Origin of the sequence: Acuticoccus sp. I52.16.1 (genome assembly GCF_022865125.1) — a bacterium.
Taxonomy (GTDB): domain Bacteria; phylum Pseudomonadota; class Alphaproteobacteria; order Rhizobiales; family Amorphaceae; genus Acuticoccus.
The window spans coordinates 1,472,947-1,496,562 of the sequence record NZ_CP094828.1 but is presented as its reverse complement, the minus strand read 5'-3'; the positions used below and the strand labels follow the sequence as shown (position 1 = coordinate 1,496,562).

The window sequence follows — 23,616 nt, the reverse complement described above, 5'->3', positions numbered from 1 at the left end:
GAGCGGCCTACGGCCTCCCGGTGCAAACCGCCTTGGCGCCGTTGGCGATCCTGTTCGGAGCGCTCGCGATCGGTCAGGGGATGACACCGCTCGAAGCCACGGTGATGAGCGCCACCGTGTTCGCCGGCGCCGCCCAATTCGTCGCCATCGACCTGATGGGCCACGCCGTCCCGATCTGGTCGATCGTGGTGTCGGTGCTGGCGGTGAACTTCCGCCACCTGCTCTATTCGGCGGCCATCACGCCGGTCATCCACGTGCTGCCGTGGCGTGTGAAGGTGCCGATGTTCTTCCTGCTGGTGGACCCCGCCTTCGCCTTCATCCAGGAGAACAAGCACCGGCTCGACCTCGTGGCCTACTTCTCGCTCGGCGTGACGGTCTACGTCGTCTGGGTCGCGGCGACGGTGTTCGGCGCCTGCTTCGGCAAGCTGATCTCCTCGCCCGAGGCCTACGCGCTCGACATGCTGATGCCGATCTATTTCCTGGCGTTGGTGATGAGCTTCCGCCGCCGCCCCAACTGGGGGCTGACGGTGGTGACGACGTTCGCCGTCTCCGCGCTCGTCTACAAGGCGCCGGATTTGGGCGTCACCTTCCTCGGCTCGCCCTGGCACATCTCGCTGGGCGGGATCGCCGGAATGTTGGCCGCCGCGCTCGCCGCCCGCCCCGATCCGCCGGAGGTCTCCCTCGCCGACGAGGCGCAGGCCGCGATGCCGGCCTCGGTGATGGACCCGGCCGAATGACCGACCCCGTCGCCGTCATCATCGCCTGCGCGGCCGTCTCCATCGGCGCGCGCATGGGCGGGTACCTGATCCTGTCGCGCTTCGAGCGGATCCACTTCCGTGTCGCCGCCGCGCTCGACGCGGTGCCGGCCGCGGTCATGACCACGCTGGTCGTGCCGGCGGTGGTCAACGGCGGCTGGCGCGAGCTGGCCGTCCTCGGCGCCACGGTGCTGGTGTCGCTGCGCTTCGGGACGACGGCGACGGTCGTCTCGGCGATGGCCGGCATCGTCGCACTCCGCGCCTTCTGAGGGGGCCTCAGGGCGCGTCGGCGGCCGGCACGGTGCGAAGATAGGCGACCATCGCGGCGAGGTCGTCCGGCGCGATCCCGGCATAGTAGCGGTAGCCCATCGGCGGCGACAACGGCCGCTCGTCGCGCGATACGCCGGTGGTGATGGCGCGGATGATCTCCTCGTCGCTCCATTCGCCGATGCCGGCTTCGGGATGCGAGGTGATGTTGGCCGAAACGGCGACGCCCCACGGCCCCGGCAGCTCCATGCCGCCCGCGCCCATCGTCCCGCGCCCGCCCCCTTCGTTGATCTTGGTGTGGCACTCCATGCAGTGCGCGATGGTGACGAGGTAGAAGCCCTTGCGCAGCGGGTCGGCATCCTGCTCGTCCTCCAGGATCGGCGACTCGGCGCCGGGGAAAGCCGGCGGCGGCGGCCCCTCGTAGCGCGGCACGGGCACGGCATTGTCGACCGGCGGCACGGTGCGCAGGTAGGCGACCACGGCGTCGAGGTCGCGGGGCGTGAGCACGTGGTAGAAGCTGGTCGGCATGATCGGCGCCAATGCGCTGCCGTCGGGCCGGTGGCCGGTGGCGATCGCACGCTTGATCTCGTCGTCGGACCAGGTGCCGAGGCCGGTCTCGTGCGAGGTCAGGTTCGATGCGGTCACGGTGAAGTACGGCGTGTCGAAATGGAGGCCGCCGGAGAGATGCCGGCCGAGGTCCGGCCCGTTCGGCCCCATCGGCGTATGGCAGTTGCCGCATGCCATCACGGTGTCGACGAGGTAAGCCCCGCGCGCGACGAGATCGTCGTCGGCCGTCGCGGGGAAAGATGCGGCCAAGACGAGAGCGATCGCCGCACCGGTTCGCGAAAGAATATTGCGCATAGACGCGTCCAAGAGAGTCGATTCCTCAACTTATCACGGCAGACACACTTGCAATGAAAACAGTTCGTGATGCGCCGAGGCCGGCGGGGTTTGCCGCGGGGACGGATCAGCGCTCGCCGCGGCGGTAGGGCTGCATCAGCGCCTGGGGCACGCGGGCCCGGCGCGCCATCACCACCAGCGCGGCGATCGAGAGGATGTACGGCATCATCAGGAAGAGCTGGTAGGGCACCTCCTTGCCGAGCTGGGCCTGCAGGCGGAGCTGGTAGGCGTCGAACAGTGCGAACAGGAGCGCACCCAAGAGCGCCCGCCACGGCCGCCACATGGCAAAGACGACCAGCGCGATCGACACCCAGCCTCGCCCCTGCACCATCGTCGGGAAGAAGCTGTTGAACGCCGAGAGGGTGAGGAACGCGCCGCCGAGCGCCATCAACGCGCTGCCGGCGACCACGGTGCCGATGCGAGTCGCGATCGGGTCGATCCCCTGCGCCTCGGCGGCGTGCGGGTTCTCGCCAGTCATCCGGATGGCGAGGCCCAGCGGCGTCGCGGCGAGGACGAATGCGAGGAGCGGCACCAGCGCCAGCGCCAGGAAGGTCGGCGGGGTCTGCGCGGCCAGCAGCGGGCCGACGACCGGGATCGCCTCCAGCCATGCCCAGCCCACCGGCTGGAACGCCTCGATGGTGGGCGGCGTCCCCTGTACCGGGACGGCGAGGCGGAAGAGGTAGTAGGCGAGCGAGGACGCCAGCAGCGTGATGCCGAGCCCCGTCACGTGTTGCGACAGGCCGAGCGGCACCGTCATCCCCGCGTGGAGCAGGCCGAAGAGGGCGCCGCACGCCGCCGCCGCCAGCAGCCCGACCCACAGGTTGGCCCCGCCGAAGACGGTCAGCCACGCGATCATCGCACCGAAGGTCATGATGCCCTCGATGCCCAGGTTGAGGACGCCCGCCCGCTCGCACAGGAGCGCGCCCAGCGTGCCGAAGATCAGCGGCGTCGCGATGCGCAGCACCGCCTCCCACAGGCCCGCCGAGGCGAAAACGTCGAGCATCACGCTCATCGGCGGATCCTGTAGGTGGTGAGGAGGAGGGCGACGAGCATCGTCAGCAGCGCCAGCGCGACGGTGACGTCGGCGATGAAGCTCGGCACGCTCATCGCCCGGCCCATGGAGTCGGCGCCGACGAAGATCGCCGCGGAGAAGACCGCCGCGGCCACGACCCCGACGGGGGAGAGGTTGGCGAGCATCGCGACGATGATCCCCGCGTAGCCGAAGCCGGGCGACAGGTCGGTGGTGACGTAGCCTTTGACGCCCATCACCTCGACCGCCCCGGCGAGCCCCGCGAGCCCGCCCGACAGCGCCGCCACCTTGAGGAGCGTGGCACCCACCGAGACCCCGGCGAACCGCGCCGCCGCCGGGTTGTGCCCGGTCGCCCGCGCCTCCAGCCCGAAGACCGTGCGCGACATGACGAACTGGACGACGCACGCCACGACCACGGCGAGGATGAGGCCGGCATGGAGGCGCGAGCGCTCGACGAGGCCGGGCAGCGTCGCCGCGTCGACCACCGGGACGGAAGCGGGCCAGCCGAACGCCAGCGGGTCCTTCATCGGCCCTTCGATCATCATCGAGACGAAGAGCAGCACCACGAAGTTGAGAAGGAGGGTCGTCACCACCTCGTCGACGGCGAAGCGGATCCGCAGCGCGACCGGCACCAGAAGCAGCGCCGCGCCCGCCGCCGCGCCGGCCAGTGCCACCACCGGCACCAGGAGCAGCGGCGGCAGGCCGAGCGGGTTGGTCGCCCCGACCGCCACGGCGGCGACGGCGCCGAGATAGAGCTGCCCCTCCGCGCCGATGTTCCAGACCCGCGCGCGGAACGCGACCGCGACCGCGAGGCCGGTGAAGATCAGCGGCGTGGCGCGCGTCAGCGTCTCGGTGATGGCGAGGCGCGAGCCGAACGCGCCGACGGCGATACGCCGGAACGCCTCCGGGACCGAGGCGCCGGACAGGGCGATCAGCCCGCCCGCCAGCATCAGCGCCACCAGGATCGCCACCAGCGGGGCGGTCAGCATCATCAGGCGCGATTGGGTCTCGCGCCGCTCAAGCCGCATCGGGGAAACCCTCTCGTCGCATCAGGCGGCGTCGCGCCATTCGCCGGCCATCATCAGGCCGAGGCGGCGCGAGTCCAGCGCGTCGGCCCCCTCGGGCGGGGAGAGGCGGCCGCCGACGATCGCCTGCACGCGGTCTGCGAGCCCCAGCACCTCGTCCAGATCCTCCGAGATGAGGAGCACCCCGGCGCCGGCGTCGCGCGCCTCCAGGATGGCGCGGTGCACCTCGGCGATGGCGCCCTCGTCGAGCCCGCGGGTGGGCTGCGCGGCGATGAGCAGCCGCGGCCCGGCGACGAGGTTGCGGCCGAGGATCAGCTTTTGCAGGTTGCCGCCCGACAACAGCGCCGCACGCCGGCCCGCGCCGCCGCCCCGGACGTCGAATTTCGCGACCACCTCCTCCGCGTGCGCCTTGGCGGTGCCGCGGCGGATGATGCCGCGCGCCGCATAGTCGGGGTCGCGCACCCGCTCCAGGATGACGTTCTCCCACACGGTGAGTTCGCCCACCGCTCCCTCGGCGTGCCGGTCCTCCGGGATGCGGCCGACCCCGCGCCCCACCAGCGTGCGCGGGTCGGCGACGGGTTCGCCCAGTACGGCGAGCGTGCCGCGCGCGGGCCGCAGGAGGCCCGAGACCAGCGCCCCCAGCGCCGACTGCCCGTTGCCCGAGACGCCGACGATGGCGAGCGTCTCGCCCGAGCGGACCTCGAACGATAGTTCGCCGAGGCGCTTGCGGCCGCCGTCCACCACGTCGACGCCCGCCGCATGCAGCACCACCTCGCCGACGTGCGCCTCTGTGCGGCGGGGGCGGGCGACGCGGCGGCCGACCATCAGCTCGGCCAGCTCCTCGCGCGTGGTCGCGGCGGGGGTGCGCTCGGCGACGATCTGCCCGCGGCGCAGCACCACGATGCGGTCCGCCGCGCTCATCACCTCGCCCAGCTTGTGGGAGATGAAGATGAGCGACAGGCCCTCCCGCGCCATCGTCCTGAGCGTGGCGAACAGCGTCTCGGCCTCCGGCGCGGTCAGCACCGCGGTCGGCTCGTCGAGGATGAGGATGCGCGCGTCGTTGTAGAGCGCCTTCAGGATCTCGACGCGCTGGCGCTCGCCCACCGAAAGGTCGCCCACCCGCGCATCGGGGTCGACCGCGAGGCCGAAGCGCGCGGCGAGGCTCGCGAGCTTCGCGCGGGCGGCCTTGCGGCGGCGCCAGAGTGAGGTCAGCCGCTCGGTCCCGGCGGTGACATTCTCCAGCACCGTCAGGTTGGCGGCGAGCGCGAAGTGCTGGTGCACCATGCCGACGCCGGCGGCGATCGCCGCGCCCGGCCGGCCCGGCGGCAGCGGCTCGCCGTCGACCAGCACGCGCCCCTCGTCGGCCACGTAGTGACCGAAGAGGATGTTCATCAGCGTCGTCTTGCCGGCCCCGTTCTCGCCCAGGAGCGCGACGATCTCGCCGCGCTTCAGCTCGATGGTGATGCCGTCGTTGGCGAGGAAGGACCCGAAGCGCTTGGTGATCGCTTCGAGCCGCAGCACGGTCGGCACCGGTGTCAGGTCGGCTCGGAGAAGTCGATCGGGACCTCGAAGTCGCCGGCCCGGATGGCCGCACGCCGCTCCTCCATCGGCCCGATGGATTCCGGCTTCACCATCGATTCCACGAACGTCACGTCGTTGCCGCCGTGGATCATCAGCGCGTAGGGCGTGTAGTTGCGGGCGGTCGGGTTGCCGGCCTTCACGTCCTCCATCGCCGCGTCGAGCAGCGGGCGGAAGTACCACATCGCGTTGGCGAAGACGGTGTCGGGATAGCGGTCGGAATAGTCGATCAGCGAGCCGACGGCCTTGATGCCGCGCTCCTTGGCGGCGTCCGCGGTGCCGATGCGCTCGCCGAAGAGGATGTCGGCCCCGGCGTCGATCTGCGCCAGCCCCGCCTCGCGCGCCTTCGGCGGGTCGAAGAAGGTGCCGATGAAGCCGACGAGGTGCTTGGCGTCCGGCCGCACGGCGTTGACGCCCTCGCGGAAGCCGTTGATCAGCATGTTGACCTCCGGGATCGGGATCGCTCCGACCGCGCCGAAGACGCCGGTCTCGCTGAGCGGAGCGGCCAGCATGCCGGCGAGATAGGCCCCCTCGTGGTTCCAGGTGCCGAAGACGCCGAAGTTGTCGCCGGCCTCCTCGCCGGAGGAGCCCATCAGGAAGGCGGTGTCCGGGTAATCCTGCGCGACCTGGCGCGCCTCACGCTCGACCGCGTAGGCCTCGCCGACGATGAGGTCGGCCCCCTGGTCGGCATATTCGCGCATGGCGCGCGGGTAGTCGGTCGCCGAGACGCCTTCGGAGAAGACATATTCGATGACGCCCTCTTCCGCAGCGTCCACCATCGCCTTGTGGAGGCGGGAGTTCCAGGCGTTCTCCACCGGCGAGGCGTGGATGCCGGCGACCTTCAGCACCTCCTGCGCCCGCAGCCGGGCGGGCAGGATCAAACCGGCGCCGACGGCCGCGCTCCCCATCAAGAATTGACGACGCCCGACGGTAAGCTTTGTCATGCCGATCCTCTGTCCGCTCTCGTTGCCTTGCTTTGCGGCAGGATTGCGGCCTGCCTACTTCGCTGTCAACGGCCGAGCCCGACGCACCTGTTCGAAATGCCGATCCGAGGTGATAGAGGCTGCGGACCATGCGCAATTCATTCCTCAGGCTCGCACTTTACGTGCTGGCCGTCCTCCTCAGTGTCGTCAAACCGATCTACGATCTCACGCGCATGACGCTGCCGGCGGCGTGCCAGCCGTTCGACGGCGCGGTCTGGTTGGGGTTCGCGCCGTTGATCGTCGCGGTGCTGCTGATCCCGATCGCCATCATCACCGAGCGATCGAACAACCATCAGTCCGGCCTGATCGTGTCTCTGCTCTCGATCGTGACGATCATTCTCGGCTTCGCCAACGTCTACGCCGGGTCCGGCATCCAACATGACGACACGGTCGCGACGCACTGGATGGAGTACGTCTACTTTTCCGCCACCACCTTCACGACGCTCGGCTATGGCGACTTCGTGCCGTGTCCGGGCGTCCGGCTGTTCACGTCGCTGGAGGCGCTGTTCGGGCTCCTCTACGGGCCGCTTCTGGTGGGCCTGTCGGTCAACAAGTTCCTCAGCTTGCGCGCCCGCCGCTGAGATCAGCTGTCGAGCGGAGGGGCGTAGGCGGCGGGGTCGACCGTCGCGGGGCGGTCCTTCAGCGCGAGGGTCGCCACCCGTGGGGCGGTGCGGGCGATCACCTCGCCGCGGCGCACCACCGCGAGGCGTGTCGCCTTGAGGCGGATCGCCTCCACCGGGTCGCGGGCCTGCAACACGACGAAGTCGGCCTTGGCGCCCGGCGCCAGACCATAGCCGTCGAGGCCCATGGCGCGCGCGGGGTTCACCGTCACAGCGTCGAAGGCCTGACGCATCGCCGCCGGCGAGGTCATCTGCGCGACGTGCACGGCCATGTGCGCGACCTCCAGCATGTCGGCGTTTCCGAGCGAGTACCACGGGTCCATCACGCAGTCTCCGCCGAAGGCGACGTTGAGGCCCGCCGCCATCAGCTCCGGAACCCGCGTCATGCCCCGCCGCTTGGGGTAGCCGTCGTGCCGGCCCTGCAGGGTGATGTTGATGAGCGGATTGGGGATCGCGTGCAGCTCCGCCTCCGCCATCAGCGGAATCAGCTTGGAGACGTAGTAGTCGTCCATTGAATGCATGGAGGCGAGGTGCGAGCCGGCGACGCGCCCGTGCAGGCCGAAGCGCACCGTCTCCGCCGCGAGCGTCTCGACATGGCGCGAGTGCGGGTCGTCGGTCTCGTCGCAGTGCATGTCGACCGGGAGGCCCTTGTCGGCGGCGATCCGGCACAGCGCTTCCACCGAGCGTGCCCCGTCCGCCATCGTCCGCTCGAAGTGCGGGATGCCGCCGACGACGTCGACGCCCATGTCGATCGCGCGGGCCATCGCCGCCTCGCCGCCCGGCGCGCGGAAGTAGCCGTCCTGCGGGAAGGCGACGATCTGGAGGTCGATATAGTCGGCGATCCGCGCCTTCACCTCGAGCAGCGCCTCCACGGTGACTAGGCGCGGCTCGGAGATGTCGGCATGGGTGCGGATGGCGCCGATCCCTTGCGCGACGGCGAGGTCGCAGTAGCGCAGCGCCCGCTCGACGATCGCCTCCACCGTCAGCGTCGGCTTCAGCTCGCCCCACAGCGCGATGCCCTCCAAGAGGGTGCCGGAGCGATTGAGGCGCGGGATGCCGAGCGACAGCGTGGCGTCCATGTGGAAGTGCGGGTCGACGAAGGGCGGGCTGACGAGGCAGCCGGTGGCATCGATCGTCTCCCCGGCCGCGGCGGTGATGCCGGGCTCGACGGCGGCGATCGTCCCGTCCTTCACGGCGATGTCGGCGGTGCGGCCGTCGGGGAGGGTGGCGTTGGTGGCGAGGAGATCGAACATCAGTAGAAGAGGCCCGGCAGGAAGGTGGCGAGCTGCGGCAGGAACCAGACGAGCGCGACGCCCGCCCCCTGCAGCAGGATGAACGGCGCGACGCCGCGATAGATGGCGGCGGTCGAGACTTCCGGCGGCGCGGCGCCGCGGAGGTAGAAGAGCGAGAAGCCGAACGGCGGCGTCAGGAACGAGGTCTGGAGGTTGATCGCGATCAGCACCGCGAGCCACGTCGGATCGTGGCCCATGGTGATGAGCGCGGGGACGACCAGCGGCAGCAGGATGACGCTGATCTCCACGAAATCGAGGAAGAAGCCGAGCACGAAGATCAGCCCCATGGCGAAGAGCAGCGCCCCGGTGGCGCCGCCCGGCATCGATTCCAGAATGTGCTCGACCCGCGTCTCCCCGCCGAGGCCGACGAAGACGAGGCTGAACATCGACGCGGTGATGATGGTGGCGAAGATCATCGCCGTCACCGTCATGGTCGAGCCCGCGACCTCCCGCAGCGTGCCGCGGCGCAGGAGCCGCCACAGGGCGAGGCCGAGCGCGGCGAGGCCGATCGCCAGCAGCACGGTGGCGACGGCGGCGACCGTGAGGTCCATGGCGTCCGTGTCGGAGCGTTGGAGGCGGATCGGGCGCGCGGCGGCGAGCACCGCGAGTGCGCCGAGCGCCACCGCGCCCACGGTGATCACCCGCCCGCCGCCGAGCCGCGCGCCCGCCATCAGCACCGCGCCGACGGCCCCCACCGCCGCCGCTTCCGACGGGGTCGCGACGCCGCCCAGGATCGAGCCCAGCACCGCCAGGATCAGCGCGATCGGCGGGGCGACCACGCGCGCCAGCTCGCCGCGCGAGACGCGACCGCCGTCGGTCAGCGGCGGCACGTCGGCCGGGCGGATCAGCGCGCGCACGAGAAGATAGGCGATGTAGATCGCGACCAGCGCCAGGCCCGGCAGTAGCGCCGCCGCGAACGTCTCGCCGACGGAGATGGTGTCGATGGTGAACTTGCCGGCGTCGAACTGGGCCTGCTGGTAGGCGTTGCTCATCACGTCCGACAGGATGATGAGCAGCGTCGACGGCGGGATGATCTGCCCCAGCGTGCCGGACGTTGCGACGATACCGGCACCCAGCGAGGCGGAGTAGCCGGCCTTCATCATCGCCGGCAGCGCGATGAGCCCCATCGCCACCACGGTCGCGCCGACGATCCCGGTGGAGGCCGCCAACAGCGCGCCGACCAGCACCACCGAGATGCCGAGCCCGCCCGGCATGCGGCCGAACGCGCGGCCCATCGCGGTCAGCAGCTCCTCGGCGATGCGCGACTTCTCCAGCACCACGCCCATGAAGACGAAGAGCGGGATCGCGATCAGCACCGGGTTGACGAGGATGCCGTAGATCCGTTGCCCCAGCGCCCCGAGGAACGACAGGTCGAACTCGCCCGTCGCGGCGCCGACGAGCGCGAACAGCATCGCCGTGCCGGCGATGGCGAAGGCGGCGGGGAAACCGGACAGGATGCCGACCACCAGGCCGGCGAACATCAGGATATCGAGCATCAGGGACCCGCGAGCGGGGGCGGGGCCGGCGCCGGTGCCTCGGCGGGGGCGGAAAGGGCGGCGATGTCCCGCAGGAGGCGGGCCACGCCCTGGATCGCGAGGAGGACGCAGAACGCCGGGATCAGCGACTTGAGCAGGAACGAGGCCGGGATGCCGCCGACCGAGATCGGTCCCTCCAAGATCGCCCACGAGCGGCGCACCGTCGGCCACGTCCAGTAGAGGAGCAGCCCGAGAGCGGGGAAGAGGAAGACCAGCGAGCCGGCGATGTCGACCGCCGCGCGGCCGCGGCGGGGGAGTTTGGCGTAGAAAATGTCGACCCGCACGTGGGCGTCGACGAGGTAGGCGTAGCCCGCGCCCAGCATGAAGAGCGCGGCGTGCAGATAAAGGACGCTCTCGTTGGCGGCGATGTCCGACACGCCGAAGACGTGGCGCGCCACGACGACGGCGAACTGAACCAGCACCATCGCCACCGCCGCCCAGGCGACGACGGCGCCGACGATGCGGTTCACCCGGTCGAGCCGGGCGGCGATGGTGAGGAGGGGGCGCGGTGCGGCGCCCCCGCCGGCCGGGATCATCGGGGCGCCCGCCTCATGTCGCGGCTTCAGCCGGGGAACGTGTAGTCGAGCTCGCGGGCCTGGAACTGGCCGGCGTCGGCGTAGGGCTGGTAGCTCGTCATCAGTGCGCGATAGTCGAGGAAGCTCTGGGTGATCTTGCGCACCAGCTCGTCGTCGTTCTCCAGGAACTCGGCGATCACCTCGCCGGCGGCGTCGCCCATGGCGACGAGCACGTCGTCGGGCAGTTTCTTCACCTGCACGCCCTGCTCGGCGACGAGCTGCTGCAACGCCTTGGAGTGGTTGGTGAGATACTCGGTCCAGACCGGGTTGTAGAGGCTCTCGGCGGCGTAGGCGACGGCCTGCTTCAGGTCGTCGGGGAGCGCTTCGTAGGCCGCGAGGTTGACCGCGCACTCCTCGGCCGAGGAGGGCTCGCCGGCGCCGGGATAGTAGTAGAACTTGGCCACCTGGTAGAAACCGAGCGCCGAGTCGGTCCACGGGCCGATGAATTCGCCCGCGTCCAGCGCACCCGATTGCAGCGCCTGGAACATGTCGCGCCCGCCCATCGCCTGCGCGGCCATGCCGAGCTTGGCCGCCATCTCCGAGGCGACGCCGGTGGTGCGGAAGCGCAGACCCTTCAGGTCGTCCACCGAAGTGATCTCGTTGCGGAACCAGCCGGCCCATTGCGGACCCGAGTTGCCGCACAGGAAGGGCTTGAGACCGAAGCGGGCGTACATCTCGTCGTAGAGGGCCTGGCCGCCGCCGTGGGCGAGCCAGCCGAACTGCTCGTGCGCCTGGAGGCCGAACGGCTGCGAGCCGAAGAGGAGGATGCCCTTGGACTTCGAGCCCCAGTAGGCCGGCACCGCGTGGTAGATCTCGGCCGTCCCCTCCGACACCGCGTCGAACACGCCGTTGCCCGGGACGATCTCGCCCGCGGCGTAGAGGTCGACCTTCAGGCGGCCGCCGGAGAGGGCGGTGATACGGTCGGCCAGCATCTGCGCGGCGACGCCGGGGCCGGGGAGGTTCTTCGGCCACGCCGTAACCATGCGCCAGGTGATGGTGTCCTGCGCGATGGCGGGAGCGGCGAGGGTGGAGGCGGCAGCCGCGCCGGCGACACCTGCGACCAGGGCTGAGCGGCGTGTGAGCATCGTCATCGCGTCCTCAATCTTATCGGCCGGTCGTGGCGCCGGCGGGGGCCATTGTGGCACGACCGCCAGCAAGATCCATACCGCTCCCGTGCGGATTTCGTCGCCGTCGGCTCAGGTCGACGGCTCGTGCCGGCGCGTCTTCTGATTGCGGAAAATGTGCCGGTGCGCCGGGTCGTAGAGCGCCGAATCGGTGAAGTCGCCGGGGTCCAGCACGCGGCCCACCAGGATCAGCGCGGTGCGGGTGATCTTGGCCGCGCGCGTCTTGGCGGCGATCGTCTCCAGCGTGCCGGTGATCACCTCCTCGTCGGGCCAGGTGGCACGCACGACGACGGCGACGGGGCAGTCCGCGCCGTAATGCGGCGTCAGCGTTTCCACGACGTGGCGCATGTTGCGCACGGAGAGGTGGATCGCCAGCGTCGCGCCGGAAGCGCCGAGGGTGGCGAGGTCTTCCGCGTTGGGCATCGCGGAGGACTTCATCGCGGTGCGGGTGAGGATGACGGTCTGCGACACGTCGGGCAGCGTCAGCTCGGTCTTCAGGATCGCGGCGGCGGCGGCGAAGGCGGGGACGCCGGGGACGATGGCGAACGGGATGCCGGCCGCCTCCAGACGGCGGATCTGCTCGCCGATGGCGCCGTAGAGCGACGGGTCGCCCGAGTGGACGCGCGCCACGTCCTCGCCGCGGGCGTGGGCGGCCTCCATCTCGGCCATGATCTCGTCGAGGTTCATGGGCGCGGTGTCGATCACGCGGGCGCCCTCGGGCGCCTCGGCGACCACCGCCTCGGGGACCAGCGAGCCGGCGAAGAGGCAGACCGGGCAGGCGCGGATCAGGTTCAGGCCGCGGACCGTGATGAGGTCCGGGGCGCCGGGGCCGGCGCCGATGAAGTGGATCATGACACCTCGTAGCCGCGGGGGGTGTAGACGAGCGTCTTGCCGTCGCCGCGGGTGAACTGGCGGGTGGTGGACGCGCCGATGATGACGGTCGACAGCATGTCGACGTCCTCCGGGTCAATCTCGGCGAGGGTGGTGACGCGGATCGCCTCGGCGTCGCGCCCCACGCTGGAGGCGAGGATCACCGGCGTCTCCGCCGGGCGCGAGCCGCGGAAGATCTCGAGCGCGCGTTCCAGCTGCATCGTGCGCCGGCGCGAGCGCGGGTTGTAGAGGGCGACGGCGAAGTCCGACGCGGCGGCGGCCATCAGCCGGCGGGCGATGGCCGGCCACGGCGTCAGGAGGTCCGACAGCGAGATGAACGCGAAGTCGTGCCCCAGCGGGGCGCCGGCGCGGGCGGCGGCGGCCTGCGCGACCGACACGCCCGGTACCACCGCGACGTCGACCCGCCTGGCGGCGTCGGAGATCTCGCCGGTGTCGAGGAGCTCCATCGCCAGCGTCGCCATCGCGTAGATGCCGGGATCGCCCGAGGAGATCAGCGCCACGTCGCGCCCCTCGGCGGCGAGTTCCAGCGCGAAACGGGTGCGCTCGGTCTCGTCGCCGAGGGGGAAGTCGTGCCGGGTCTGATGGGCGCGCAGGTCCTCCACCATGTCGAGGTAGAGGCTGTAGCCGACGAAGGCGTCCGCGCGGGCGAGGGCGGCCACGCAGTCGCCGGTGCGCCACAGCCGCGTGCCCGGGCCGATGCCGACGACGGTGAGCCGCCCGCGGGCACGGCCGATGGCGGCGATGGGGCCGATCGGCTGCGGTGCCTCGGCGAGCGCCATGGTGAGCCCGCCGCGCACCACCTTGGGCATGATGAGACGAGAGGCGGGGCCCGCCGCCGCCAGCGCCGCCGCCTCGGCGACGCCGCCGATGCCGACGGCCGCGCGGACCGCGTCGGACGGGTTGGCGAGGCGGGCGTCCTCGGCGGCGAGCACCTCGCGGGTGAAGACCCGGAAGGGCACGCCCAGCGCGTCGGCGACCGAGTGCATCGCCGCCTCGTCGGCCTTGAGGTCCAGGCTTGTGACGCAGGCGACGGCACGCGGGTCGAGCCCCGCCTCGGCCAGCACCTCGATCGCGGTGGCGACGGCGATCTCCGCGTCCGCCCCGCGCTCCGAGCCCATGCCCAGCGCCACGGCACGCGGCACGTAGGTCGGCACCGTGTCGGCATCCTCGGTGAGCAGCGTGGCGGCGCGCACGACGTGGCGGCCGCGCGGCAGGCCGGCGAGGAAGGGGATCTCGGTCGCGACGCCCTCGCCGGCGGCGAGCGCCATGGCGAGGTTCTTGAACGGGGCGGGGTCGGCGATGTCCCAGCCCTCGGGCGGGTCGTCGAGCGCGATGCCGAAGCGCGTGTCGGAGAGGGAGGTGGTGGCGGGGGCGACACCGAACGCGGTGCCGAGGGTCGCGGCGATCCGGGCGCCGCCGTGATGGGCGCCCAGCAGCGGCACCACGGCGCTGCCGTCGTCGGCGAGGGCGAGGACGGCCGGCTCGGCCGCCTTGTCGCCGACGAGGCCGGCCACGCTGCGGATGAGGATCCCGGCCGCGCACACGCCCACCACGGCGATGCCGCTTGCGAAGAGGTGGGCGATATGGTGCTGCACGCCGGCGAAGGCCTCGTCCACCTCGCCGGCGTCGACGCGACTGGCGAGGCCGTGCAGGCGCACGTCGCGCCCATCGGCCTGAAGCGCGTCCTTGGCCTTGCGCGCGGTGTCGAGGCCGGAGCGGCCGAGGACGACGACGGCGACCTCGTCCGACGCGGGACAGGCGCGTTCCGGCACGCCGGCGGGCAGCAGGATGGTCGAGAAGTAGGGCTTGGGACCGGCCTCGACCTCGGCGAGCGGGACGACGCGCTGGTCGGCCGCGGTGGCGCGGATCACTAGCGTCCCGGTGCGGCCGGCGGCGCGGATGAGGGCGGCGACGGAATCGAAGTGCCGGCCGACCTTGTAGAGAACGACGGCGCCCGGCGAGGCGAGGGCGCGGCGCAGCACCTCCGGCGCGGCGGTGGAGGGGAGGATCGTCAGCGGCGCATCGCCCCGCACGAGGCTGACGCCGGCGGCCGCCGCGCAGGCCGTCGCCGCCGCGACGCCGGGGACGATTTCGATCGCCGCGCGGCCGGCGAGACGGGCCGTGATCGACGCGGCGCTGCCGTAGAGCATCGGGTCGCCTTCGCACAGCAGCACGACGTCGCGGCCGGACACGAGGCGGGCCTCGATCGCGTCGGCGGCGGCGTCGTAGGCGGCCTCGGCCGCACCGTCGTTGCTCATCGGGACGACGAACGGCAGGTGCGTGGCGCGCGCGGTATGCGCGGCGGCGATGCGCGCGGCCAGGCTGCCGGTGGTCGTTTCCGGGTAGGCGACGATGTCGGCCGCCTCGATGATGCGGGCCGCCTTGAGGGTGATCAGCTCCGGGTCTCCGGGGCCGACGCCGACGACGTGAAGTGTCCCGCTCATCGTTTGACTGCTCGCCATTGCAGGACCGGCATGGCCGGCTTGAGGGCCATGAGACCTCCGATCGGGGCCGAAAAGGATAATGCGATGCGCGTCAGCGCACCGCCGTGCGCGGCCTGGCGCAGCAGGGTCGCCGCCTCCCCCGCCAGGGTGACCGCGTTGGAGACGAACACCCCGCCCGGCGGCAGTGCTGCCCACAGCGCCGCGAACAGCGCGTCGTCGGCGAGGCCGCCGCCCATGAAGACGTGGCTCGGCCGAGCCGCGCCGGCGAGGGCCGCGTGCGCGTCACCGGGGGCGACGTGCGCGCGAGCGGTCCCGGTGGCGGCGAGGTTGGCACGAATCGCGGCGAGGCGGCCCTCGTGCCGCTCGAAGAGCGTGGCCGTGCCGCCGGTGCGACACCAGTCGATGCCGACCGCGCCGCTACCGGCGCCGACGTCCCAGAGGTGGCCGGTGACGCCGGGGGGCAGGCGGAGCGCGGCCAGCGTCAGCAGGCGCACCTCGTCGCGGGTGACGCAGCCGTCGTGGGCGAGATTGTCGACCTGCACCGCGGAGGCGCCGCCGCGGCACTCGACGGCGACGACGTTGAGCGCGTGGGCCGGCTCGGTCAGCGCGGCGGCGGTGGTGCGGTGGATGGCCGCGTCCGGACCGCCGAGCGCCTCCAGCACGGCGAAGGCGCTGGCGCCGTAGCCCGCGGCGGTGAGGGCGGCGGCGATCATGCGCGGCGCGTCGCCGTCGCGGGTGAGGGCGAGGATGCGGCGGCCGGGGGAGGCGGTGCGAAGGATGTCCTCCGGCGGTGCGGTGTGCAGCGAGATCTGCGCCACGTCCTCCAGCGGCCAGCGCAGCGCCGCGGCGGCGAGCGAGAAGGCGGACGGGGCGGGGTGCACCGTCATCTCCTCGGGCGTGAGGTCGCGCAGGAGGGTGGCGGCGACGCCATGGTGCAGCGGGTCGCCGCTCGCCAGCACGGTGGTCGTGCGGCCGCGGTGGGTGAGGAGCGCCGCGATCCCGGCGGCGAAGGGGCGCGGCCACGGGCGGCGGCGCTCCGGCGCGACGCCGGCCGCATCCAGCAGCCGCGCCGGGCCGAAGACGGCCTCGGCCTCCAGCACCTGCGGCGGCGCGCCCGGCGCGAGGGCGCCGGAGGGCAGGCAGCCGACCACGGTGAGCCACGGCGCCGCCCCGCCCGGCCCCCCGTGAGGCGGGGCCTCGGCGGGTGCCGTCATGCGCCGACGAGCGCCGGCCCGGCGTCGATCCCGGCGTGGGCGGCGGCGTTGACGGCGGCCCCGGCCATCGCAGATCCGCCCCGCCGGCCCTTCACGGTGGCGAAGGGGACGGGCGCCATCGCCGCCAGTGCCGCCTTGGACTCCGCCGCGCCGACGAACCCGACGGGGAAGCCGTAGATCGCGGCCGGCCGCGCGCCGCGGCGGATGAGTTCAAGGAGCTCGAACAGCGCGGTCGGCGCATTGCCGATCACGACGACGGCACCGTCGAGGTCGCCGGCGGCGCGGCGGATCGCGATCGCCGAGCGGGTGGTGCCGGCGGCACGCGCCTCGTCCGGCGTCGCCGCGTCGTTGATGTGGCAGTGGACCTGCGCGGCGGGCACGAACCGCGGCGAGATGGCGTAGCGCGTCATCTCGGTGTCGACGATCACCGGGCGGCCGGCGGCCAGCGCGCGCTGCGTCGCCGCGATCAACGGTCCGGAGACGACGACGTCGCCGAGGACGCCGACGTCGCCCGCCGCGTGGGCGATCCGTTCGGCCACCGGCGCCGCTTCGCCGAAGCGCGAGGTATCGGCCTCGGCGCGGATGATGGCGAAGGATTGGGCGGTGATCGCCTCGGGGTCGCGCTCGTACTGATATTGCCCGCCCGTCACCACGCTGACGGGACCCATCGGGTGGGCCTCATGCGGGTAGGGGTGATGATGGTGCCCGTGACCATGACCGTCGTCGTCGTGAGGGTGGTCGTGGTGGTGATCGCGGGCATGGTGATCGTGGACGTGGTGATCATCGTGATGGTGGTGACGGCCATGACGGAGGTCGCGGGGCGCGTGGGTGTGCGTGTCGCCGTGGTGATGGTCGACGGGGGTCAGCACGCGGCAGGCGCCGGTGCAGAACGTCCCGCACAGCCCGCACGTCTCCACCGACGCCCCCGGCGCCGACGCGCCCATCCCCTCGACGTGGTGGTGGTGGCTCTCTTGCGGCAGGCCGACCTCGGCCTCGAAGCCGAGCACCTGCGTGCGGTACTTGCACATGCCGCAGTTCATCGCCGCCGGACCGTCGAGAAGCTCGGTCACCCGCTCGGCGAACGTGTCGATCACGGCGGGGTGGTTGCCGAGGTAGCCGGCCTTGGCGAAGGCGATGTCCGGATGGCGGGCGGCGACGGCGTCGGTGAAGCCGTAGATCCGGTCGATCAGGACGCCCGAAAACAGGAAGTAGGGGAACACGACGACGCGCTTGAAGCCGAGCCGCGTGACATGCTCGAGCGCCGGCTCGACCAGCGGGAAGGTGACGCCGGAGTAGGCCGTCTCGCACCAGCCGAAGCCGAAGCCTTCCCACAGGAGCCGCGCCACCTTGGCGACGTTGGCGTTGGCGTCCGGATCGGAGGCGCCGCGGCCGACGACCACGAGCAGCGTCTCCGACGCCGGGGCGGGGCCATGCGCGGCGTCCAGCGCCTCGAGCGCGGCGCGCACGCGGTCGCCCGCCGCCCGCAGCATTCGTGCGTCGACGCCGAGCTCGCGCCCATAGTCGACCCGGATGCCGTGCGTGGCGGCGTAGGTGTTGAGGACGCTCGGGATGTCGTTCTTGGCATGCATCGCCGCGAACAGCATGCCGGGGACGGCGAGGATGCGCTCGGCGCCGGCGCGCCGCAACGCGTCGAGCCCATCCCGGATCACCGGATTGGCGAACTCCAGATACCCGTATTCGACCGGCCAGTCGGTGAAACGGTCCCTGAGAGCTTCGGCGACGGTCGCAAATTCGGCCACCGCGCTCTTGGACCGGGAGCCATGGCCGCAGACCATGACCCCGATACGCTCGCTCACCGAAACTTGACCGCCACGGTGACGGCGATGGCGACGATGGCGAGAACGGCGACGACGGCGCCCAGCGGGTCGACGGCGTGGGCGTGACCGTCGACGACGGCGGTGTGGCCCGGGTGCGCGGACGCGGCGGTGGCGAGCATGATGGGTGTCGCGAGCGTGGCGAGGAGGGTCTTCAAGGTGCGCATGTCGTCTCCATATGCGAGTCGCGCACCGGGATTGCGGGCGAGGGCCCACCCTACGGCAGCCGCGGCTCCAGCCCCCGGTTTGGGTCGGCCTCCCCCGCGATCGCTTTCAGTTCCTCCGCGGAACGCTGCGGTCGAGGAGCTATCAGTCCGCCGGCGCCATGACAAGATCTCGCGGTTGCGTGACTCGCCATCCGCCCGAGATTGGCTAAAGTGCGTGCCTGCTTCGTGCCCGGGCCGGCCGGAGCGGCGCACGCTCGAACCCGACAGGAAAGGATACATGATGCTGAAGGCCACTCTGCTCGTCGCCGCATTCGCCGCCGTCGGCGTTTCCGCTGCCGGTGCGCCCCCTGCGGCCGCCGAGGAGGTTCCCTCGCTCGACATCACGGGCAAGTGGCGCGGCAAGGGCTTCGTCCAGAAGGACGAGAAGTCCCGCAAGATGAACGTCACCTGCCAGATCGAAGGCGAGCAGAAGGGCGACGAGATCGGCTTCGACGGCGAGTGCCGGGCGATGATGGTCCTCAAGCGCGCCATCGGGGCGGACATCCTGCGCGAGGGCGAGCGTTACAAGGGCACCTATGTCGGCTCCAACGCCGGCCCGGCCGAGCTCGACGGCGGTCCCGAGAACGACGGCCGCATCGTCCTGACGATGACCTTCCCGCGCAAGGTCAACGGCGACGACATCGCGACGATGACGATCGAGCCGGCGAACGATCGCGAGTTCAAGATCACCACGGTCGACACCATGGACGACGGCGAGACGATGGTGACGACCGCGCAGATCACCTTCGAGCGCGACTGATCCGCGACTGATGCGCGACGGACCGGTCGGAGCGGGCCGGGCGCCCGCCCCGAACCAACGCATGGGGCCGGGCTGATTTGACGCTCCCGCGGCGCCGTGACGGGACGCGGTTCTTCTTGCAGTGGCGTTGTCCAATTGCCATATCTTACGCAACTCGGAGGGTCTGTGGTTCGCACAGCCCGCCGGCTCCGCTGGATAACCATAGGAACCTCAATGGCGACCTGGAATCGGAACACGACTGTACGGCCGACCACTGGAGCCGCGCAGTATGATGCCTCCATTGATCAGGGCCTGCGCAGCTACATGCTGCAGGTCTACAATTATATGGCCATCGGCCTCGCGCTCACGGGCGTGGCGGCGCTGGCCGTGTTCGCGTTGGCGACCGCGCAGGGCCCCGACGGGGCTGCGGCGCAGATCGGCAACGGCATCTATCTGACCCAGTTCGGCGTGACGCTCTACACCACCCCGCTGAAGTGGGTGCTGGCCCTCGCTCCGCTGGGCATCGTCTTCTGGCTCTCGTTCGGCGTCCACAAGATGGAGCCGGGCAAGGCGCGCGCGCTCTTCTTCCTCTACGCCGCACTCGTCGGTGCCTCGCTGTCGACCATCTTCCTGGTCTACACGTCCGAGAGCATCGTGCGCGTCTTCTTTATCACCGCGGTGGCCTTCGGTGGTCTCAGCCTCTTCGGCTACACCACCAAGAAGGACCTGAGCGCGATGGGCTCCTTCCTCATCATGGGCGCCATCGGCATCTTCGTGGCGATGCTGGTGAACCTCTTCCTGCAGTCCTCGGCGCTGCAGTTCGCGATCTCGGTGCTCGGCGTGCTGATCTTCGCGGGCCTGACCGCCTACGACACGCAGAAGATCAAAGAGAGCTACTACGTCGGCGACGACTCGACCGTCGCGGGCCGCAAGGCCGTGATCGGCGCGCTGCAGCTCTACCTGGACTTCGTGCTGATGTTCCAGTTCCTGCTGTCGCTGCTCGGCAACCGCAACTGATCGATGGGCCGACGCCCGAAACCGACCGGAGGGGCGCGGGAAACCGCGCCCCTTTTTTTATGGCGCGCCGGCTGGGCGAGGGGGTGGACCTGCGTTTGAGCGCGCAGTCATAAGGGTGTCACGAACGCTCCCTAGCGAGGCGCCATGACCGACACCTCTTCAAGGCGATCGCTGCTGCGGACACTGGCGCTCGCGCAGCCCGCCGAGCTTGCCGCCGCGCTGGACCGCATCGCGCCCGACCCGCCGCACACCGTGGTGCGCGGGCCCGACACCGGGCTCGTGATGGTGCGCGGGCGCGTCGGCGGCGGCGGCGCACCGTTCAACGCCGGCGAGGCGACCGTGTCGCGCTGCGTGGTGCGGCTGGCCACCGGCGAGGTCGGCTTCGGCCACGTGATGGGGCGCGACGCGGCCCGCGCGCGCCATGTGGCGCTGATCGACGCACTGAGCCAGACCGCCACGCACCGCGGCGCCGTGACAGCCGTCGCCGCCGAACTGGACGCCCTGCGCGCCGCCCGCGAGACCGCGCGGGCGCGCGACGTCGCCGGGACGCGGGTCGACTTCTTCACGATGACGCGCGGGGAGGACTGATGCCGAACCCCGCCCTCGAGCCTGCCGTCCGGGACAATGCCGCAATGGACCATGCCGTAATGGAGGGGGCCTTCGCTGCCCCGGTGTTCGACGCGCAGGCCGCCTTCCGCGCGATCCTGGGCGCTCTCGCCGAGCCCGGCACGGTGCACCGGCTCCCCGCCGCAGCCCCGCCGGCGCCGCTCCCGGCAGCCGCAGGGGCCATCGCCCTCACCTTGTGCGACCCGGAGACGCCGGTGGCGCTCGACCCGGCCTTCGCCGCTGCCGCCCCCTGGCTCACCTTCCACACCGGCGCGCCGGTCACCGCCGACCGCGCCGCCGCCCGTTTCGCCTTCCTCGCCGCGCTGGACGGCCTCCCGGACGGGTTCGGCGCGGGCGACGACCTCTACCCGGACCGCTCCGCCACGCTGGTCGCCCCGGTCCGCCTCGCCGGGCGGGCGCTGACCCTGCGCGGCCCCGGCATCGACGGCACGCGCACCATCGAGGCGGATCTGTCGGACACCTTCCTCGCCGACTGGGCCGCCAACGGCGCGCTCTACCCGCGCGGGCTCGACCTCGTTCTGATCGACGCGGCGAGCGGGTCCATCATGGCGCTTCCCCGCACGACGGAGGTCACGTGTACGTCGCGGTAAAGGGCGGCGCCGCCGCCATCGCCAACGCGCATCGGCTGCTCGCCAAGGACCGGCGCGGCGACCGGTCGGTTCCCGAGCTGACCGCCCGGCAGATCGCCGAGCAGCTGACCCTCGCCGTCGACCGCGTGATGGCCGAGGGTTCGCTGTACGACCCGGAGCTTGCCGCCGTCGCCATTCGCCAGGCGCGCGGCGATCTCATCGAGGCGATCTTCCTGGTGCGTGCCTTCCGCACGACGCTGCCGCGCTTGGGCGCCTCGCGCCCGGTGGACACGGCGACGATGGCGCTGGCGCGGCGCATCTCGGCCACCTTCAAGGACCTTCCGGGCGGCCAGGTGCTGGGGCCGACATTCGACTATACCCACCGCCTCATCGAGGACGACCTCTCCGGCGACGCGCCCACGGCCGCCGCGCCCCTCGGCCCCGCCCCCCGCGTGACGGACGTCCTCGGCGGCGAAGGCCTCGTCGAGCCGGACGGCGCCGGCGATGACGAGCCCGGCGATCTGACGCGCGAGGCGACCGTGCCGCCGCTCGACCGGGCGGTGCGGCTGCAGGCGCTCGCGCGGGGCGACGAAGGATGGCTCCTGGGCCTCGCCTACTCCACCCAGCGCGGCTACGGCCGCAACCACCCGTTCGTCGGCGAGATCCGCACCGGCACGGTGGAGCTGGAGTTCGACGTGCCGGAGCTGGGCTTCGCCGTCACACTCGGCACCATGACGCTGACCGAATGTCAGATGGTGAACCAGTTCCACGGCTCGGCGAGCGAGCCGGCGCAGTTCACCCGCGGTTACGGCTTGGTGTTCGGCCGGGTCGAGCGCAAGGCGATGTCGATGGCGCTGGTCGACCGGGCGCTGCGGGCGGGCGAACTGGGCGAGGACCGGGTCGCCCCGGCGCAGGACGAGGAATTCGTCATCGCCCATTCCGACAACGTGCAGGCGACCGGCTTCGTGGAGCACCTGAAGCTGCCGCATTATGTCGACTTCCAGGCAGAGCTGGAGCTGGTGCGCAAGCTGCGCGCCGAGGCCGAGCGCAAGGCCGACGCGGCCGACGACCGCCAGGAGGCGGCCGAATGAGCCGGGGCCGACCGAGGAGAATGGACATGTCGACGAGCCGAGCCATCATCGTCGCCGGCGCGCTGATCGCGCTGGGGATCGCCGCGCAGCCGGTGGTCCGCTGGGCCGCGGTAACCCCCGCCGAAGCCCAGAGCCAGGCGGACCTCACCGCGTTCGCCGACTATCTCTCAGCCCAGCACGAGCGCACGATGACCGGCCTGGAGCAGATCTACCAGCGCCTCGGCGAGACCAACGACATCCTCGGCGTGATCGCGGAAAACACCGAGAAGGGCGCCGCCGAGCCGGAGGCCAAGCGGCAGGAGCAGCGGCGATGAATGCCGCCGGCAGCGGCGAGCCGGGCCTGACCTACAACTTCGCCTACCTCGACGAGGGGACCAAGCGGATGATCCGCCGCGCCATCCTGAAGGCGGTGGCGATCCCCGGCTACCAGGTGCCGTTCGCCAGCCGCGAGATGCCGATGCCCTACGGCTGGGGCACCGGCGGCGTGCAGGTCACCGCCGCCCTCATCGGCCCCGACGATACGCTGAAGGTGATCGACCAGGGCTCGGACGACACCACCAACGCCGTCTCGATCCGCGCCTTCTTCGCGCGCGTCGCCAACGTCGCCGTCACCACCCACACCGCCGAGGCGACCATCATCCAGACGCGCCACCGAATCCCGGAAGCACCGCTGGGGCCGGGGCAGATCCTCGTCTACCAGGTGCCGATCCCCGAGCCGCTGCGCTTCCTGGAGCCGCGTGAGACGGAGACCCGCGTCATGCACGCGCTCGAGGAATACGGCCTCATGCACGTGAAGCTCTACGAGGACATCGCCCGCCACGGCCATATCGCCACCACCTACGCCTATCCGGTCAAAGTGGAGGGGCGGTACGTCATGGACCCGTCGCCGACGCCGAAGTTCGACAATCCGAAGATGAACAACTCGCCCGCGCTGCAGCTTTTCGGCGCCGGCCGCGAGAAACGCATCTACGCGCTGCCGCCTTATACCGAGGTCATCAGCCTCGACTTCGAGGATCATCCGTTCGCCGTGCAAGCCTTTACGGAACCCTGCGCGCTGTGCGGGGCGACGGGCGTCTACCTCGACGAGATCGTCACCGACGATCGAGGCGGGCGGATGTACGCATGCTCGGACACCGACTACTGCGAGCAGCGCCGCGGCGAGGCACTCGCGGCCGAGTAGGACGGACGAAGTCCTATTTCCGGCAACATCGTGCAGAATCCGCCGGATGAAGTTGCGACGGACGTCAAGTGCCGTCGCGGCGAATTGGTAAACGTACGGTTGACAAATCCCCAGATTTT

24 protein-coding genes and 1 pseudogene are annotated in these 23,616 nt (G+C 71.4%); 10 read left to right on the top strand and 15 right to left on the bottom strand.

Translation table 11 applies throughout. The features are described 5' to 3' along the window. The first annotated feature begins 20 nt into the window (after positions 1–20). Positions 21–737: an AzlC family ABC transporter permease gene (locus tag MRB58_RS06785; protein WP_244780960.1), complete on the top strand. Its 717-nt coding sequence runs from the start codon at positions 21–23 to the stop codon at positions 735–737. Further along, the gene (locus MRB58_RS06780; RefSeq protein ID WP_244780959.1) at positions 734–1,024 is read left to right on the top strand and encodes an AzlD domain-containing protein; all 291 of its coding nucleotides are present in this window, start codon (positions 734–736) and stop codon (positions 1,022–1,024) included. The genes MRB58_RS06785 and MRB58_RS06780 overlap by 4 nt, the downstream gene beginning before the upstream one ends. Positions 1,025–1,031: 7 nt before the next feature. Here MRB58_RS06780 and MRB58_RS06775 read toward each other — a convergent pair whose 3' ends face one another. The 5 genes from MRB58_RS06775 to MRB58_RS06755 all read right to left on the bottom strand — a co-directional run bounded on the left by MRB58_RS06775 (position 1,032) and on the right by MRB58_RS06755 (position 6,463). Continuing rightward, entirely contained in the window at positions 1,032–1,883 is an 852-nt protein-coding gene (locus MRB58_RS06775) for a c-type cytochrome (RefSeq protein WP_244780958.1), read from the bottom strand. Between the two features lie 106 nt (positions 1,884–1,989). After that, positions 1,990–2,934, bottom strand: a complete 945-nt coding sequence (locus MRB58_RS06770) for an ABC transporter permease (protein ID WP_244780957.1) — start codon at positions 2,932–2,934, stop codon at positions 1,990–1,992. Continuing rightward, positions 2,931–3,980: an ABC transporter permease gene (locus MRB58_RS06765; protein ID WP_244780956.1), complete on the bottom strand. Its 1,050-nt coding sequence runs from the start codon at positions 3,978–3,980 to the stop codon at positions 2,931–2,933. The genes MRB58_RS06770 and MRB58_RS06765 overlap by 4 nt, the downstream gene beginning before the upstream one ends. A 21-nt stretch (positions 3,981–4,001) precedes the next feature. Then, entirely contained in the window at positions 4,002–5,507 is a 1,506-nt protein-coding gene (locus tag MRB58_RS06760; protein ID WP_371747242.1) for an ABC transporter ATP-binding protein, read from the bottom strand. A gap of 5 nt (positions 5,508–5,512) precedes the next feature. Further along, complete coding sequence (locus tag MRB58_RS06755; protein ID WP_371747282.1) at positions 5,513–6,463, bottom strand: BMP family protein; 951 nt, start codon at positions 6,461–6,463, stop codon at positions 5,513–5,515. Positions 6,464–6,627: 164 nt separating this feature from the next. On the opposite strand from MRB58_RS06755, the gene MRB58_RS06750 reads away from it, so the two are divergent. Further along, positions 6,628–7,119, top strand: coding sequence for a potassium channel family protein (locus MRB58_RS06750; protein ID WP_244780954.1), 492 nt, complete (start codon positions 6,628–6,630; stop codon positions 7,117–7,119). Between the two features lie 2 nt (positions 7,120–7,121). On the opposite strand, the gene MRB58_RS06745 is transcribed toward MRB58_RS06750, so the two are convergent. The 10 genes and pseudogenes from MRB58_RS06745 to MRB58_RS06700 all read right to left on the bottom strand — a co-directional run bounded on the left by MRB58_RS06745 (position 7,122) and on the right by MRB58_RS06700 (position 18,235). Then, positions 7,122–8,411: an amidohydrolase family protein gene (locus MRB58_RS06745; protein WP_244780953.1), complete on the bottom strand. Its 1,290-nt coding sequence runs from the start codon at positions 8,409–8,411 to the stop codon at positions 7,122–7,124. Further along, complete coding sequence (locus MRB58_RS06740; RefSeq protein WP_244780952.1) at positions 8,411–9,946, bottom strand: TRAP transporter large permease subunit; 1,536 nt, start codon at positions 9,944–9,946, stop codon at positions 8,411–8,413. Before MRB58_RS06740 ends, MRB58_RS06745 begins: the two co-directional genes overlap by 1 nt. Continuing rightward, complete coding sequence (locus MRB58_RS06735; protein ID WP_244780951.1) at positions 9,946–10,521, bottom strand: TRAP transporter small permease subunit; 576 nt, start codon at positions 10,519–10,521, stop codon at positions 9,946–9,948. Before MRB58_RS06735 ends, MRB58_RS06740 begins: the two co-directional genes overlap by 1 nt. 26 nt (positions 10,522–10,547) lie before the next feature. Continuing rightward, on the bottom strand, positions 10,548–11,645 hold the full coding sequence (locus MRB58_RS06730; protein ID WP_244781916.1) for a TRAP transporter substrate-binding protein: 1,098 nt from the start codon (positions 11,643–11,645) through the stop codon (positions 10,548–10,550). Between the two features lie 111 nt (positions 11,646–11,756). Further along, positions 11,757–12,536, bottom strand: a complete 780-nt coding sequence (gene cobM / locus MRB58_RS06725) for a precorrin-4 C(11)-methyltransferase (RefSeq protein WP_244780950.1) — start codon at positions 12,534–12,536, stop codon at positions 11,757–11,759. Next, entirely contained in the window at positions 12,533–15,019 is a 2,487-nt protein-coding gene (gene cobJ, locus MRB58_RS06720) for a precorrin-3B C(17)-methyltransferase (RefSeq protein WP_244780949.1), read from the bottom strand. Before cobJ ends, cobM begins: the two co-directional genes overlap by 4 nt. After that, positions 15,016–16,233 carry a precorrin-6y C5,15-methyltransferase (decarboxylating) subunit CbiE gene (gene cbiE / locus MRB58_RS06715; protein WP_244780948.1) on the bottom strand — a complete coding sequence of 406 codons (1,218 nt, stop codon included), beginning with the start codon at positions 16,231–16,233 and terminating at the stop codon, positions 15,016–15,018. Before cbiE ends, cobJ begins: the two co-directional genes overlap by 4 nt. Then, positions 16,230–16,901: a precorrin-8X methylmutase gene (locus MRB58_RS06710; protein ID WP_244781915.1), complete on the bottom strand. Its 672-nt coding sequence runs from the start codon at positions 16,899–16,901 to the stop codon at positions 16,230–16,232. Before MRB58_RS06710 ends, cbiE begins: the two co-directional genes overlap by 4 nt. 420 nt (positions 16,902–17,321) lie before the next feature. After that, positions 17,322–18,029, bottom strand: a pseudogene (locus MRB58_RS24920) (sirohydrochlorin chelatase); the annotation flags it as partial. A gap of 17 nt (positions 18,030–18,046) precedes the next feature. After that, positions 18,047–18,235 (bottom strand): DUF6732 family protein, encoded by a 189-nt coding sequence (locus tag MRB58_RS06700; RefSeq protein ID WP_244780947.1) that lies wholly within the window; start codon positions 18,233–18,235, stop codon positions 18,047–18,049. A 277-nt stretch (positions 18,236–18,512) separates the two neighbouring features. Between MRB58_RS06700 and MRB58_RS06695 the strand changes: the two genes are divergently transcribed. From MRB58_RS06695 to MRB58_RS06665, 7 genes are all read left to right on the top strand, one after another. Then, on the top strand, positions 18,513–19,034 hold the full coding sequence (locus MRB58_RS06695) for a hypothetical protein (protein WP_244780946.1): 522 nt from the start codon (positions 18,513–18,515) through the stop codon (positions 19,032–19,034). 213 nt (positions 19,035–19,247) lie between these two features. After that, a complete protein-coding gene (locus MRB58_RS06690; protein WP_244780945.1) occupies positions 19,248–20,030 on the top strand; it encodes a Bax inhibitor-1/YccA family protein in 783 nt (260 codons plus the stop codon). Between the two features lie 144 nt (positions 20,031–20,174). Beyond that, complete coding sequence (phnG, locus tag MRB58_RS06685; RefSeq protein ID WP_244780944.1) at positions 20,175–20,618, top strand: phosphonate C-P lyase system protein PhnG; 444 nt, start codon at positions 20,175–20,177, stop codon at positions 20,616–20,618. Beyond that, a complete protein-coding gene (phnH, locus tag MRB58_RS06680; RefSeq protein ID WP_371747241.1) occupies positions 20,618–21,247 on the top strand; it encodes a phosphonate C-P lyase system protein PhnH in 630 nt (209 codons plus the stop codon). Before phnG ends, phnH begins: the two co-directional genes overlap by 1 nt. After that, entirely contained in the window at positions 21,232–22,317 is a 1,086-nt protein-coding gene (locus tag MRB58_RS06675) for a carbon-phosphorus lyase complex subunit PhnI (protein ID WP_244780943.1), read from the top strand. Before phnH ends, MRB58_RS06675 begins: the two co-directional genes overlap by 16 nt. A gap of 26 nt (positions 22,318–22,343) precedes the next feature. Next, entirely contained in the window at positions 22,344–22,631 is a 288-nt protein-coding gene (locus MRB58_RS06670) for a hypothetical protein (RefSeq protein ID WP_244780942.1), read from the top strand. Further along, positions 22,628–23,497: an alpha-D-ribose 1-methylphosphonate 5-phosphate C-P-lyase PhnJ gene (locus tag MRB58_RS06665; RefSeq protein WP_244780941.1), complete on the top strand. Its 870-nt coding sequence runs from the start codon at positions 22,628–22,630 to the stop codon at positions 23,495–23,497. The genes MRB58_RS06670 and MRB58_RS06665 overlap by 4 nt, the downstream gene beginning before the upstream one ends. Positions 23,498–23,616 lie beyond the last annotated feature (119 nt).